Origin of the sequence: Rhodanobacter sp. LX-99 (assembly GCF_018599185.1) — a bacterium.
In the GTDB taxonomy this organism is placed as follows: Bacteria; Pseudomonadota; Gammaproteobacteria; order Xanthomonadales; family Rhodanobacteraceae; genus Rhodanobacter.
In genome coordinates this window covers 1,505,646-1,520,341 of sequence record NZ_JAHFVL010000001.1, presented here as the reverse complement: position 1 = coordinate 1,520,341, position 14,696 = coordinate 1,505,646, and the positions used below count along the sequence as shown (strand labels likewise).

Here is a 14,696-nt window from a genome sequence, read left to right as displayed (position 1 = left end):
TGCATCCGCTTATTCTAACGGCTGCGTCGTTCAGTCTTTCGTTACGGCGCTGCCGGCGCTGGCGGGCGCACTGGCGGTGGCCGCCTGCTGCAGCTGCCGGTGCGACTGCCGCGCGTTCTGCAGCAGGTCTTCGCTGTACCAGCGGCCGTTCTCCTGCACCAGTTTCGATTCGGTCGACAGCGGCTTGCCGAGCAGGGTGTAGTCGACCTTCACCACGGCGTGGCCGTTGCTGCTGGACACAGGGGTGAGTTTGACCGAGTTCAGCGTGTCGTCCACCGACAAGCCATAGATCGCCAGCAGCTGCTTGAGGCCGCCATAGGCGGTGGCGTACTTGCCCATGGTGGTGTCGAAATCCATCGCGCGCATCTGCTCGGGACTCTTCAGGTCCAGCTTGCGCGCCGTCGCCACGGCCACGCCGACCGCCTGCTTCGCCCTGGCCTGGTCGAACCACGGTGTCTGCCGGGCCCACGGCAGCAGCACGTCGAGCACGCCGCCGGCCTGGGTCTTCTGCGTCTCGCTGAGGGTCCGGCTCTGCGCGACGGCGCTCTTCAGCATGGCGTCGCCGACGCTGATCAGCACCGGCAACTGGTCCTTGTACTGCTGTTCCATCGCCGTCAGCTTCGGCTGCAGTTCGGCGTACAGCCGGTTCTCCGCGTCCGGTCCGGCGAGCTTTTGCATCGTCTCGTTGAAGCGGGCGCGATCCTCGGCGCTGATCGGCTGCGCATCCCGCTGCTGGAGTTGCCAGTCGGCGCGCATGTTGGCGTAGTCGGCCGGCGGCAGCGCGTGCTTCCACAGGCCGTTGAAGTCGCCGGCCTTGAGCAGGTCGACCGAGGCCTGCAGCGCCGCCTCCGGCGTGCTGCCGCCCGGTTGCGCCGAATCGTCCTTGCCGTGGCAGGCGCCCAGCAGCCATGCGGCGAACAACGGCAGCAGCGCGTGGCGGAAGAGGGAAGGGAGGCGCATCGGCGAACTCTCGCGGTGGGTGGTGGCGGGCCAAGGCGCGCCACGGGCGGGGTGATCGCGCAGGGTAAGGGCCGCGGCGGCATCGAAACAAGGGCGAGGCGCAAGTTTTCGCGATGCCACAAAAGAAAACCCCGCGGGCACGAGGCCTCGCGGGGAAATCCGGCAGAGCCGGAAGGGAAATGGCCTTGCCTGCAAAGATTTTGGTCAGCAGGTGTTGGCAGGCGAAATATTACTTGCTCGTTAAAGCTAAGGCAATACTTTTGTTTTGTATTGTAATTTATTGTTTTAAATAGAAATTTATCATTGAGCGCGCAGTGCTTCGACCTTCTGCTGGCGCCGTTGTTCGGGCGAAGCGCTCCAGTCGTTGTTGAACAGCGCCGGCTCCCACGAGCCGTAGGTGGGGTTGGGCAGCACGAACCAGCGCGTGCCGATCCACGGCAGGTAGTCGGCGACAGCCTTGCGGCGACCGTCGGCGGTATTGGCGAGGACGTCGACGAAATCGCCGATCTGGTCGCCGAACTGCATCAATACGCGGTAGTGCCGTGCAACCAACTGGCGGCGGCAACCCTTCTCGCTGCCGGCCTGCTCGCAGCCCTCGACCACGGTGCCGAGGCCCAGGAACGATTGCGGGCCGCTGACCGGGAACCCGGCCTTGCGCAGGTTCGCCAGGGTGGCCTGGTCCAGATCCTTGGCGCGGTTTGAAATGTAGATCACCGCGATGCCGTGGTTCGCGGCGAACCGGGTGAACTCGACTGCGCCGGGCAGCGCACGCGCGTTTTCCTCGCGGCACCAGGAGGCCCAGTCGGCCTCGTTGTATTCGCGGTTGGCCTGCACCATGCGCGCGGCGAACGGCGAGTTGTCCAGCACGGTCTCGTCGATGTCCAGGATCACCGCCGGCTTCAGGCCGCGCAGCGGCGTGGTGCGGTCGCCCTTGCCCAGCGCGTCCCAATGGCGGTCGTGCAGCGCGGCCAGCAGGCGTGCCTGGGCGTCGCGGTAGGTCTGCAGGTAGATCAGGTCGTGCTCGATCGCGGTCTGGCTCCACGCCACGGCATTGAGGTTGTCGTTGGCGGCAACCGCGGCCGGTGTCGTCTGTGCAGTCGGCGCGGCCGGCATCGCGGCCACCGGTTGACGCGGCGTGGTGGCACAGCCGGCCAGCAGGGCGAGCGCGAGCAGGGTCGTGGGCAGGCGGAACGGCATCGGGAAATCCTTGGGACAAGACGGGCGAACAGTGAACGGAGTTTACGACAGCCCTGTGGCAGGGCTGGCAGCAAGGGCGGGCTGCTGACAGACTGGCGGCCCCGCACCCACGGCTTCGTCCCGCATGGATTCTCCCTTGCCCGCCTTGCGCGAGCCTTCGCCGGCCATCCGTTACGCGAGTTACCTGCTGACGGCCGCGGCCCTCCTGCTGATCGTCGAGATCCATCTGCTGCCGGCGCTGCTGGCCGGCCTGCTGGTGTTCGAGCTGGTGCAGGCGATGGTGCCGCTGCTGGGCCGGCGCATTTCCGGCGACCGCGCGCGGGTGGTGGTGGTGGCCGTGCTGGGCGCGGTCGTGGTGGGCTTGCTGATCCTGCTGATCCTCGGCGCGATCAGCCTGTTCCACAGCGAGATCGGGAATCCGCAGCTGCTGTGGCAACAGCAGCTGATGCCGCTGGTGGAGAAGGCGCGCCAGCAGCTGCCGCCGATCCTGGTGAACAACCTGCCCGACAGCGTCGACGACCTGCGCGTGGGTGCGATCGAGCTGGCGCGCAAGCATGCGGCCACCCTGCAGCTGGCCGGCAAGGGCGCGGTGCGGGTGTTCGTGCACATCATCATCGGACTGGTGCTGGGCGCGATCGTGGCGCTCAGCCGGACCCGGCCGGCGCACCAGATGGGCCCGCTGGCGGGGGCGCTGAGCCTGCGCTGCCAGCGCCTGGCCGAGGCGTTCCACAACATCGTGTTCGCGCAGATCAAGATCTCGCTGATCAACACCTTGTTCACCGCGATCTTCCTGCTCGGCGTGCTGCCGCTGGCGGGCATCCACGTGCCGCTGGCCAAGACGCTGGTGGTGGTGACCTTCATGGTCGGCCTGCTGCCGGTGATCGGCAACCTGATCTCCAACACCGCGATCGCCATCGCGGGGTTGTCGGTGTCGCTGGGCGTGGGCATCGCCGCGCTGGTGTTCCTGATCCTGATCCACAAGCTCGAGTACTTCCTCAACGCGCGCATCGTCGGCACCCAGATCCGCGCCCGCGCGTGGGAACTGCTGGTGGCCATGCTGCTGATGGAAGCCGCGTTCGGGCTGCCCGGCGTGATCGCCGCGCCGATCTACTACGCGTATCTGAAAAGCGAGCTGGAAGCCGAGCAGCTGTTGTAGCGGCCGCTCGCGGGCCGTGGCGGGCGTCCAGCGCGAAAGCTTGCTTCGCAACGGCGCCTATGCTGCACTCGGAAACCGTCGCCGTCGTGGCGCAAGGGGCGAAAATCCGGCATGCGTCTGCGCCATATCGAACTGTTTCACGCCGTGCTGACCACCGGTAGCCTGACCGGTGCGGCCGACCTTCTGAATATTTCGCAGCCAGCCGCCAGCAAGGCCCTTCAGCATGCCGAACACCAGCTCGGCTTCGCCTTGTTCAGCCGCGTGCGCGGGCGCCTGCAGCCGACCCAGGAAGCGCTGCTGCTGCGCCACCGCGTCGAGAAGATCATCCAGGACCTGCACGACCTGCAGCGCCTCACCGCGAACATCGGCCGAGCGGAAAGCTACCCGTTGCGGGTGACGTGCACGCCGACCCTGGCGCAGGCGCTGGTGCCCGACGCGACCACCCTGTTGCGCCAGGCCTTCCCGGGTACGACCGCGGAACTGTTCACCCAGCACTCGGCGCAGATGTGCGAGTCGCTGATGCTGCACGAAGCCGACATCGGCCTCACGCTGCAGGACGCCGGCCATCCGGGGCTGCGCCAGGAACCGCTGTGCCATGGACAGGTCATGGTCATCGCTCCGCCCGGCTGGTGGTCGCCGGCGGAACTGGCGCAGCCGTTGCCGGTCTCCGCGCTGGCCGGCCAGCCCATGATCGGCATCGCCATGCAGGACGCGCTGGGCCGCATGCTGCAAAGCCACCTGACGCAAGTGGTCCCGGCGCCGCAGACCTCGGTCTGGGTACAGACCTATCAGCTGGCGTATTCCCTCGTCGCGCAAGGCGAAGGCCTGGCCCTGGTCGATCCTTTCACGGCATCGCGAGGCAGCGGGGAAACCGTGCAGACGCGCCCGCTGAAACTGCAGCTGGACATCGTGCTTTATGCGGTCTACCGGGTGGACAGCCCGCTGAATCCGGTGCAGAAACGTTTCCTCGACCTGGTGCGCCAGCTTGCCCAGCGGATGCTGGCGCCGGCCTGAAGCGAAGGCATCGCGCCCGCCCGTTCGGGGCCGAGGCGTCCACAACCTTCAGTTATGCCACGTGCCCGTCTTTTCATTGGTGGCTTTCGCACGCCTGTGCCTATGCTCAACCCCGTGCTGCGAAGGGTGAGCGAATGTCCGACCGAAACGCGCCGCGACCATGTGCAGAGCCAGCCTGCGGGACCAGACCGTACCGCGGCGTCTTTCAGCCATGCCGGCCGGTTCTCTCGGTGGCGGAAGCCGCGCAGGACGGTGACGCCGCGATCGCCAGCGGGGACTGGTTCGCGGTCGAGGCAGGCTTCGGCAACATCTACAGGGGTACATCCGCCGACGGGCAAAGCCATGCGAGCGGCCTGGCCTGCGGCGATCTTGTTGCAGCAAAACACTTGGGGGGAATTTCATGAACAAGCGTCCCGGTCGGATCACTTCGACCTCGCTGGCTGCTGCGATACTGCTTGCACTCGCCCACACGGCGGCGGCGCAGAATGCGAGCCCGCCCGCGGCATCGGCCGATGCACCGGCCAAGACATCGGCCGAGGCACAGACCCGGGTGAAGAACCTGGGCCCGGTGGTGGTGACCGGTACGCGTGCCGGCAACCGCACGGAAAGTTCGTCGCTGACGCCGATCGACGTGATTTCCGCCGACGTGCTGAAACAGACCGGCACGATCGACCTGACCCAGGCGCTCGAACGCGCCATTCCCTCGCTGAACTTCCCGTTTGCGCCCGCGTCGGACACCTTCGCGTTCCAGCGCCCGTTCGAACTGCGCGGGCTGTCGCCGGACCAGGTGCTGGTGCTGGTGGACGGCAAGCGCTGGCATCCGGGCGCGCTGGTGCTGAGCCTGGGCCAGATCGGCCAGGGCTCGCAGGGCATCGACCTCAACACGATCCCGTTGTCGGCGATCGACCACATCGAAGTGCTGCGTGACGGCGCCTCCGCGCAGTACGGTTCCGATGCGCTTTCGGGCGTGGTCAACATCATCCTGAAAAAGGGCGCCAAGGGCGGCGACGTGCAGCTCAGCGGCGGCCAGTTCTCCGCCGGCGATGGCCGGCAATGGCAGGGTGCGGCGAACTTCGGCGTTCCGCTGGGCGGGGAAAGCGGCTGGCTGCGCATCACCGCGGAAAACAGCAACCAGAGCCCGAGCAACCGCGCCGGAGTCGACCGCCGTCCGGGCCTGGCCCAGCTCGGCGTGAAGTTCCACTTCGGCACCGTGTCGTTCAAGAACAAGAACCTGTTCCTCAACACGCAGTACGACATCAGCCCCGGCGTGCAGTTCTACGCGTTCGGCCACTACGGGCGACGCATCGGCGAGCCGCGCGGCTTCTACCGGTACGGCAGCAACACGCCTTATCCGAACAACCCGCTGATCGGCCTGGTCTACCCGGACGGCTTCCTGCCGCGCGAGCACGGCGATTCGACCGACACTTCGCTGGTCGCCGGACTGCGCGGCACATGGAACGGCTGGCGCTGGGACGTCAGCGGCAACTACGGCGGCAACCGTGTTTCCTACAGCACGCGCAACAGCACCAACTACGCGATGCTCAATGACTTCGGCAGCAGTCCGACCAGCTTCCACGACGGCATCCTGACCGCCAAGCAGCAGACCTTCGACATCGACGTCTCCAAGGAGGTTTCGTTCGGCTGGCTGCCCAATCCGCTGACGCTGTCCTTCGGCACGCAGTGGCTGCGGCAGAGCTACGACGTGACGGCGGGCGACCTCGGTTCGTACTACGTGGGTACGTCCGGCGTGCGCGGCGGTGCCCAGGGCTTTGCCGGCTGGGGTCCGCAGGACGCCATCTCGGTGGACCGGCACGACGTCGCCGAGTACCTGCAGCTGGAAGGCAACCTGACCGAGCGCTTCGGCTTCTCCGCCGCCCTGCGACACGAAGACTATTCGGACTTCGGCACCACCACGTCCGCCGCCTTGTCCGGCCGCTTCGACTTTACCGACTCGTTCGCCCTGCGCGGCAGTGCGTCGACCGGCTTCCGCGCGCCGGGACTGGGCCAGCAGCACTACTCGGAAACCACCTCGGCCGCCTACGGCACCGGCAATTCGCTGGGCCTGCCGCCGGGCATCTACCTGCGCGGCCTGGTGCCGGTGGACAACCCGCTGGCGCGGCTGCTCGGCAGCGAGCCGCTGAAGGCGGAGAAGTCGCGCAACTTCACCGCGGGCGTGGTGTGGAACCCGACCAACGACCTCAACATGTCGTTCGACGCCTACCAGATCACCGTCACCAACCGCATCGCGCTGTCCAGTTCCCTCTCGCTGTCGACGCCGGCGGTCAAGGACTACCTGGCGGCCAACGGCGTCACCAACCTGCAGTACAGCGGCCTGTCCTACTTCACCAACGCCGGCACCGTGCGCACGCAGGGTGCCGATGTGGTGGCCAGCTACCGCAGCGATTTCGGCGACAACGGCAACCTGCTTTCCACGCTCAGCTACGGCTACCACAAGAACAAGGTCACCGACGTCAAGCCGAACCCGGCCGTGCTGGATTCGCTGGGCGTGATCTTCCAGCGCCTCAACCGCAGCGCGATCAAGGGCCTGCTTGCCGACACCGCGCCGCGCAGCAAGCTGATCCTCAACGAGACCTACAGCATCGGCCCCTGGGCCTTCAACGGCACCTTGACCCGCTACGGCCGCATCACCTCGTACGGCTCGACCAGCTACCTCGACGACACCGTCTACCCGCACAAGTGGCTGCTCGATCTGGCGGTGAGCTATAGCCGCGACCGCTGGACGTTCACCGTGGGCGGCGACAACGTGCTCGACACCTATCCGAAGAAGGTGCCGGAGGGTGACGACCAGAACGGCGCCTTCCCGTACTCGTCCAGTTCGCCGTTCGGCTTCATGGGGGCGTTCGTGTACGGCAAGGTGCAGTACCACTGGTGAGCACGGGTACCGACACGACGAAAGTCCCGTTCCGTAGCGGGGCTTTCGTCGGCCGTGGCCTGCACCAGTCCCGCGTGCGCCGCAGGAAGCCGCGTGCCACAACCGCCAGCTATGCCATGCCATCGTCTTTTCATTGGTGGCGCGCGGCTGCCTGTAACTATGCTCGAACCCCATCGTGGAGGGTGATCCAATGACCGAACGAAACACGCCGCACGGCGATGCCGTGACCACCTGCCGCCCGCCGGCGCACGGCAGGCCGCGCTGGCATGGCGCGCTGCTGGCGCTGGTGGTCGGCAGCTTCGGCGTGCTGGCCCACGCGCAGGACACGGCGGCGACGAAGACCGCGGCGATCGCCAGCGCCAATGCGCTGGCTACCGAAGCCGGTTTCGAAGTCCTTGCGCGCGGCGGCAACGCAGTGGACGCGGCGATCGCGGTGGGCACGTCGCTGTCGGTAGTGCAACCGGAGGCTTCGGGCATGGGCGGCGGCTTCCTCGCCGTGATCCACGACGCGGCCACCGGCAAGGACACCTTCATCGACGCGCGCGAGATGGCGCCGCAGGCGGTCAGCGGGAAGGATTATCTGAAAGCGGACGGCACGCCCAACCGCGACACCTCGCTGAATGGCCCGCTGGCCGCCGGCATCCCCGGCTTTCCCGCGGGCGTGGCGTACATGGCGGGCAAGTACGGCAAGCTGCCGCTGGCCGAGTCACTGAGCCCGGCGATCCGGCTGGCCGAGCAGGGCTTCCATCCCAGCGGTGCGCTGGTGCGCTCGATCGGCTACAAGGCCGACGTGCTGCGCCGCTACCCGGCCTCGTCGGCCAAGTTCATGCCGGGCGGCAAGGCGCCGGTGGAAGGCGACATCTTCCGCGATCCGAACCAGGCGCGCACGCTGAAGGCGCTGGCGGAAAAGGGCGCGGACGGTTTCTACAAGGGCGCGGTGGCGAAGGAACTGGTGAAGTCGGTGCGTGCCGCCGGCGGTACCTGGACGCTGACCGACCTGGCCAGCTATCGGGCGAAAGAGCGCCAGCCGATCGAGCTGACCTACGGCGGCTACAAGATCGTCACCGCGCCACCGCCGTCTTCCGGCGGCGTGGCGCTCGCCGAAATGTTGAACATCCTTGCGCCGATCGATCTCAAGAGCATGGATGAGGCCCATCGCATCCATTACCTCGTCGAGGCGATGCGCCGCGCCTTCCGCGACCACAACGAATACCTGGGCGACCCCGACTTCGTGAAGATGCCGCTGGACATGCTGCTCTCGCCTTACTACGCCGACGGTCTGCGCCAGAGCATCCTGCCGGACCGGGCGACCAAGTCGGCGTGGCTGCCGTCGGTGCATGCGAAGAATCCGGGCATGCATACCACGCATTACTCGATCGTCGACAAGGACGGCAACATGGTCTCGATGACCGCCACGGTCAACACCACCCTGGGCTCCAGCTTCGTCGCCGGCAAGACCGGCGTGCTGTTGAACAACGAGATGGACGACTTCGCCCTGGTCTCCGGCCAGCCCAACGCGTTCGGCTTGATCGGCGGCTCGGCCAACGCGCCGGTGGGCGGCAAGCGGATGCTGTCGTCGATGACGCCCAGCATCGTGGTCGGCAAGGATCGCCTGGCGGTGATCGGCTCGCCCGGCGGCTCGACCATCATCACGCAGGTGTTCGAAGGCATCCTCGCCTTCATCGACGGCAGGAACGCCGGCGAGATCACCGCGCAAAAGCGCATCCACCATCAGTTCCTGCCCGACCGCATCGACATCGAAAAAGGCAGCGACATCGCGCCGGACGTGCTGGCGAAACTGAAGGCGATGGGCTACGAAATCAACGACAGCGAATCGTGGGGCAACATGAACGTCGTGGTCTGGGACAAGACGACCAACACCAAGACGGCAGCCAGCGACCCGCGCAATCCCAATGGCCTGGGCAAGGTCGAAACCATCCACTGAGCCTGCGCCGGCATTGCCGGGAATGAGAGCGGCGTGGCCGGGGCGAACCGAGGGATCGCCGGCCCGCCTCTCGCGCCTGCCCATCCGCGCAACCTGTCGCCACCGGCGGGAACGGTCGGCGCGGACGTCCTCATCCGGTCGACGGCGCGGCCGTCACGTGGAGCAAGTTTTTCATGCCAAACCATGGCGATGCGACCCCGCCTGCCGGCTGGGGTCCGCCTTACCTGCTGTACCTGGGCAACCCGGCCGACGATCTGGCCATCAAGACGGCCAGGGGCGTGGCTTACTGGCGCCCGGAATGGTGCGTGGGCCAGTACTGTCACCCCGACTGCAAGCTGACGCTGGGTCTGCCCGACATCGGCATGGCCGAAGCCCGGGCCAGCGGCGCGAACACCATGATGATCGGCACCGCGAACGCCGGTGGCGTGATGGGGCCGGAGATCGTTGCCGACGCCATCGCGGCGCTCGACGCCGGCCTCAACGTGGTCGCCGGCCTGCACCAGAAGCTGCGCGCGAACGCGGACATCGTGGCGGCCGCGCGGCGCAACGGCCGCGTGCTGTTCGACGCGCGCGACCCCGCGCCGGGCATTCCGGTCGGCACCGGTCGCCCGCGCGCCGGTCGACGGCTGCTGACGGTGGGCACGGACTGTTCGGTGGGCAAGATGTACACCACGCTCGCGCTGGAGCGCGCCATGCGCCAGCGCGGCTGCGCGGCGGATTTTCGCGCCACCGGCCAGACCGGCATCTTCGTCGCCGGCGCGGGCGTACCGGTCGATGCGGTGGTCGCCGATTTCATCTCGGGCGCCGTCGAATGGATTTCGCCGGCCCGCAGCGACGACGGCTGGGACCTGATCGAGGGCCAGGGCTCGCTGTTCCATCCTTCCTACGCCGGCGTGTCGCTCGGCCTGCTGCATGGCGCCCAGCCCGACGCGCTGGTGTTGTGCCACGAGCCGACCCGGCGTCACATGCGCGGCCTGCCCGGTTACCCGCTGCCCGAACTGCAACACTGTCTGGAAGCCAACCTCGCCGCCGCGCGCCTGACCAACCCGGCCGTCAAGGCGGTCGGCGTCGCGCTGAACACCTCCGGCATGCCGGCACCGGAAGCGCTGGCGGCCTGCCGGCGGATCAGTGACCTGCTCCAGCTGCCCTGCCAGGACCCGGTGAGCATGGGTGTCGAAGCCATCGTGGACAACCTGCTCGCATGCTTCGCGAACTGAGTATCACGCAGCACAGCTTCCCTCTGGTGGCGCCTTTCCGCATCGCGCGCGGGGTCAAGGTCGCCGCCGACGTGGTGACGGTCGAGTTGCGCCAGGCGGGCCGCATCGGGCGTGGCGAATCCGTTCCCTACGCGCGCTACGGCGAATCGGTGGCGTCGGTGGTCGACGCGATGGAGGCGTTGCGCGCCGAACTCGTCGCCGGCATGGGGCGGGACGAACTGCAGGCGCGGCTGCCGCCGGGCGCCGCGCGCAATGCCCTGGACGCGGCGATGTGGGATCTCGAATCGCAACTCAGCTCGGTGCCCGTGTGGGTGCAGCTGGCGCGCCCGCCACGGTCCACGCTGGTCAGCGCGATCACCGTCGGCATCGACACGCCGCAGCGGATGGGGGAGGCGGCATCCCGCATCGCCAATGCCGGGCTGATCAAGATCAAGGTCGACGCCGACGACCCGGCGGCGCGGATCGAGGCCGTGCGGCGGGCGGCGCCTTTCGCCCATCTCATCGTGGACCCCAACGAAAGCTGGGACATCGAGCTGCTGCGCGACATGCAGCCGGTGCTGGAGCGCGCGGGCGTCGACCTGCTGGAGCAGCCGCTGCCGGCGGACGCGGACGACGCCTTGCTGGGTTTCTCCAGCCGCATCCCGATCTGCGCCGACGAGGCCTGCAACGTGACGGCGGACCTGCCGCGCCTGCGCGACCGCTACCAGGCGGTCAACATCAAGCTGGACAAGACCGGCGGCTTGACCGAGGCTTGGCGCCTGCTGCGGGCCGCGCGCGTCGATGGTTTCAGGATCATGGTCGGTTGCATGGTGTGTTCCTCGCTCGGTATCACGCCGGCGCTGGAGATCGCGCGCGAAGCGGAGTTCATCGACCTGGACGGCCCGCTCTGGCTGCAGGACGACTACCCCGACGGCGTGAGTCTGCAGGGAGGCTTCCTGCTGCCGCCCATGCCGGCCTTCTGGGGCGGATGAAGGCGATTGCCGCTCGCGCACGTGCGGTCCCGCGGGCTGGCGCGGACCGGCGCACCGCCGCGGCTGAGCGCGCGCCCGCATGCTGACCCTCGACCCGGTCCAGACGGTGGCCTGTGGCGGCCTGTTCCTGATCGCCGGGTATGCGATCCGCGGGCGGGTGCCGCTGCTGTCGCGCTTCAGCATTCCGGCGCCGGTGATCGGCGGCCTGCTGGTGGCGCTGGCGCTGCTCGCCTGCCGCGAGTGGAACGTCACTCCGGTGCATTTCGATACGGCGTTTCAACAGCCGCTGATGATCGCGTTCTTCACCGCCATCGGCTTCAACGCGAGCACGTCCCTGCTCAAGGTCGGCGGTCGCCAGATCGTGCTGTTCCTCGGCCTCGCCAGCGGACTCGCCGTGGTGCAGAACCTGGTGGGCATCGGGCTGGCCGCGGCGTTCGGGTTGCCGCCGCTGTTCGGCGTGATCACCGGATCGGTCACCCTCGCCGGCGGCCCCGCCACCGGCCTGGCGTTCGCGCCGCTGTTCACCCAGGCCGGCGTGCAAGGCGCGCCGAGCGTGGCGCTGGCCAACGCGATGGCCGGCATCATTTGCGGCTCGGTGATCGGCGCGCCGCTGGCGACGATGCTGATCGAGCGCCTCAGGCTGCGCACGCCACAGTCATCGGGTGTGGCCGAGAGCGCGCCGGCGATGCCGCCACCGGCGCCCGTCGCTGCCGCGGCAAACGCCGTCAGCGCCGAAGAGCAGACCTATGCGGGGCTCAGGAGCTTCGTGCTGATCCTGCTGGCCATGGGTATCGGCGCCTGGATCAGCGGCGGGCTAGGCGCGCTCGGCCTGACCCTGCCCAGCTACATCGGCGCCATGCTCGTGGGCGCGCTGATCCGCAACCTCGACGACCACCTCGGCTGGTTCGGCCTGTCGCTGCGCAGCATCGACATCATCGGCAACGCCTCGCTCTCGCTGTTTCTCGTCGTCGCGCTGATGAACCTGCACCTGTGGGACCTGGCCGGGCTGGCCATGCCCCTGCTGGTCAACCTGGGCGTGCAGTCGATCGTGGTGGTGGCCTTCTGCTGCTGGCCGCTGTTGCGCTTGATGGGGCGCGACTACGAAGCCGCCGTGATGGCCGGCGGCTTCGTCGGCTTCATGCTGGGGACGACGGCCAACGCGATGGCGGTGATGAGTTCGCTGACCGAGCGCTTCGGCCCGGCGCCGCGCGCTTTCCTGGTGGCGCCCATCGTCGGCGCGTTCCTGATCGACTTCACCAACGCCATCGTCATCACGTTCTTCATCAACGGCTGGAAATGACGCGGGGACGTCGAAGGGCGAGCGTGTCGCTGGAAGCGGTGGCGGCGGGCGAAAAGCTCAACCGCCCGCCAGCATCGCCTTGATCCGCGCCATGTGCGACTCCGCGGTTTCGCGGGTCACTTCCTTGTCCGCTTCCGGGTCCTTGCCCTGCCAGTGCAGGTCGGCCTGCGGCAGCTCGTGCAGGAAGCGGCTGGGCTGGTTGCGGTGGACGTCGCCGTAGCGCTTGGTCTGCGCCGACCAGGACAGCGTCAGCAGTTCCTTGGCGCGGGTGATGCCGACGTACATCAGCCGGCGTTCCTCGTCGACGCGGCCTTCGTCAAGCGCGCCCTCGTGCGGCAGCGTGCCGTCCTCGCAGCCGACGATGAAGACGAAGCGGAACTCCAGGCCCTTGGCCGCGTGCAGGGTCATCATGCGCACGGCATTCCCCGGCTCGTCGCGGTCGGCGTGGCTGAGCAGGGCCAGCTGCGAGGTGAGGTCGCCGGCCGTGTTGCCGCCCTTCTGCATCGCGCGGAACCAGTCGGCCAGTTCCTTCAGGTTGCCCAGCTTGCGCTCGCGCGTACTGGCGTCGGGCGTGCCGGCGGCGATCTGCGCGGCGTAGCCGGTGCGCTTCAGGATCAGTTCGACCAGGTCGGCGGCGCTTTCATGCAGCGAGGCGCTGCGCAATTCGTCCAGCAGGTTCGCGAACGAAGCCAGCGCAGCGGCCGGGCGCGGGGTGAGCTGGCGCAGCACGCCGTCGCTGCGGGTGGCGTCGAGCAGGGACGAGTGGCGCGACTGCGCGATCTGGCCCAGCTTCTCCAGCGTGGTCGCGCCGATCTCGCGCTTCGGCACGTTGACCACGCGCAGGAACGCGGCGTCGTCGCTGGGGTTGGTCAGCAGGCGCAGATAGCACAGCACGTCCTTCACCTCGGCGCGGTCGAGGAAGCTCAAGGCGCCGGTGAGGTGGTAGGGAATGCGCGCCAGGCGCAGCGCCTTCTCCAGCGGCCGCGCCTGGAAATTGCCGCGGTACAGGATCGCCATGTCGTCCCAGCGCGCCTTGTGCTTCTCGGCCAGCGTGGTGGCGATCGCGGCGATGCGCTCGGCCTCGTGCTCGGCTTCCTTGCATTCGAGCACGCGGATCGGCGCGCCTTCCGGGTGCTCGCTCCACAGCTTCTTTTCGTGCAGGTGCGGGTTGTGCGCGATCAGCGCATTCGCCGCGCGCAGGATGCGCTTGCCGCAACGGTAGTTCTGCTCCAGCTTGATCACGCGCAGGCTCGGCCAGTCGCGGCCGAGCTGGTCGATGTTCTCCGGATTGGCGCCGCGCCAGGCGTAGATCGACTGGTCGTCGTCGCCCACGCAAGTGATCCCGCCGCGTTCGCCGGTCAGCACCTTGAGCAGGCGGTACTGCGCGTCGTTGGTGTCCTGGTACTCGTCCACCAACAGGTAGCGCAGGCGCTCGCGCCAGGCGTCGCGGCATTCGGCGTCGCTTTCCAGGATGCGCAGCGGCAGCCGGATCAGGTCGTCGAAATCCACCGCGTTGAACGCGGCGAGACGCTGCTGGTACAGGTCGTAGATGGTCGCCGCTTCGAGTTCGCGCGGGCTGCGCGCGGCGGCCAGCGCCTCCTGCGGCGACAGCCCGCCGTTCTTGGCGCGGCTCAGGAGGTTGCGGATGCCGAACAGCACGTCGTTCTTCGCGCCCTTGGGCGCCAGCTCCTTGACGATGCCGCCGCTGTCGTCCGCGTCCAGCACCGAGAAGCCGCGGCGCAGGCCGGCGCGGGCATGTTCGATCTGCAGGAATTTCAGCCCCAGCGCGTGGAACGTGCTTACCGTGAGCGCGGCCGCGTCCTCGCTGCTGACCAGCTTCGCCACGCGCTCGCGCATCTCGCGCGCGGCCTTGTTGGTGAACGTGATCGCGGCGATCTTCGACGGCGCCAGCTTGCGGCGCTGGATCAGGTACGCGATCTTCTGGGTGATCACGCTGGTCTTGCCGGAACCGGCACCGGCGAGCACCAGCAGCGGGTTGTCGCAGTGTTCGACGGCGGCCAGTTGTTGCGGATTGAGCATGGA

General features: G+C 68.0%; 11 protein-coding genes. 8 read left to right on the top strand and 3 right to left on the bottom strand.

Annotated features, from left to right (window positions below; all coding sequences use genetic code 11):
• Positions 1-30: 30 nt before the first annotated feature.
• On the bottom strand, positions 31-960 hold the full coding sequence (locus KK131_RS07150; RefSeq protein WP_214555977.1) for a YbjP/YqhG family protein: 930 nt from the start codon (positions 958-960) through the stop codon (positions 31-33).
• Between the two features lie 300 nt (positions 961-1,260).
• Positions 1,261-2,157 carry an HAD family acid phosphatase gene (locus KK131_RS07145; RefSeq protein WP_214555976.1) on the bottom strand — a complete coding sequence of 299 codons (897 nt, stop codon included), beginning with the start codon at positions 2,155-2,157 and terminating at the stop codon, positions 1,261-1,263.
• Between the two features lie 124 nt (positions 2,158-2,281).
• Here KK131_RS07145 and KK131_RS07140 point away from each other — a divergent pair, with 124 nt between their 5' ends.
• The 8 genes from KK131_RS07140 (at position 2,282) to gltS (ending at position 12,653) form a co-directional block, all read left to right on the top strand.
• A complete protein-coding gene (locus KK131_RS07140; RefSeq protein WP_214555975.1) occupies positions 2,282-3,313 on the top strand; it encodes an AI-2E family transporter in 1,032 nt (343 codons plus the stop codon).
• A gap of 111 nt (positions 3,314-3,424) precedes the next feature.
• Complete coding sequence (locus KK131_RS07135) at positions 3,425-4,327, top strand: LysR substrate-binding domain-containing protein (RefSeq protein WP_214555974.1); 903 nt, start codon at positions 3,425-3,427, stop codon at positions 4,325-4,327.
• Between the two features lie 230 nt (positions 4,328-4,557).
• A complete protein-coding gene (locus KK131_RS07130) occupies positions 4,558-4,731 on the top strand; it encodes a hypothetical protein (RefSeq protein ID WP_214555973.1) in 174 nt (57 codons plus the stop codon).
• Positions 4,728-7,220 carry a TonB-dependent receptor gene (locus KK131_RS07125; RefSeq protein ID WP_214555972.1) on the top strand — a complete coding sequence of 831 codons (2,493 nt, stop codon included), beginning with the start codon at positions 4,728-4,730 and terminating at the stop codon, positions 7,218-7,220. Before KK131_RS07130 ends, KK131_RS07125 begins: the two co-directional genes overlap by 4 nt.
• Before the next feature lie 190 nt (positions 7,221-7,410).
• Positions 7,411-9,165, top strand: coding sequence for a gamma-glutamyltransferase (gene ggt, locus KK131_RS07120; RefSeq protein WP_250887035.1), 1,755 nt, complete (start codon positions 7,411-7,413; stop codon positions 9,163-9,165).
• Positions 9,166-9,338: 173 nt separating this feature from the next.
• Complete coding sequence (dgcN, locus tag KK131_RS07115) at positions 9,339-10,382, top strand: N-acetyltransferase DgcN (protein WP_214555971.1); 1,044 nt, start codon at positions 9,339-9,341, stop codon at positions 10,380-10,382.
• Between the two features lie 26 nt (positions 10,383-10,408).
• A complete protein-coding gene (gene dgcA / locus KK131_RS07110) occupies positions 10,409-11,353 on the top strand; it encodes an N-acetyl-D-Glu racemase DgcA (protein WP_345777204.1) in 945 nt (314 codons plus the stop codon).
• A 79-nt stretch (positions 11,354-11,432) separates the two neighbouring features.
• Positions 11,433-12,653: a sodium/glutamate symporter gene (gltS, locus tag KK131_RS07105; protein WP_214555969.1), complete on the top strand. Its 1,221-nt coding sequence runs from the start codon at positions 11,433-11,435 to the stop codon at positions 12,651-12,653.
• Between the two features lie 57 nt (positions 12,654-12,710).
• Here the strand turns inward: gltS and KK131_RS07100 are convergent, their stop codons facing one another.
• Positions 12,711-14,693, bottom strand: a complete 1,983-nt coding sequence (locus tag KK131_RS07100; RefSeq protein ID WP_214555968.1) for a UvrD-helicase domain-containing protein — start codon at positions 14,691-14,693, stop codon at positions 12,711-12,713.
• Positions 14,694-14,696 lie beyond the last annotated feature (3 nt).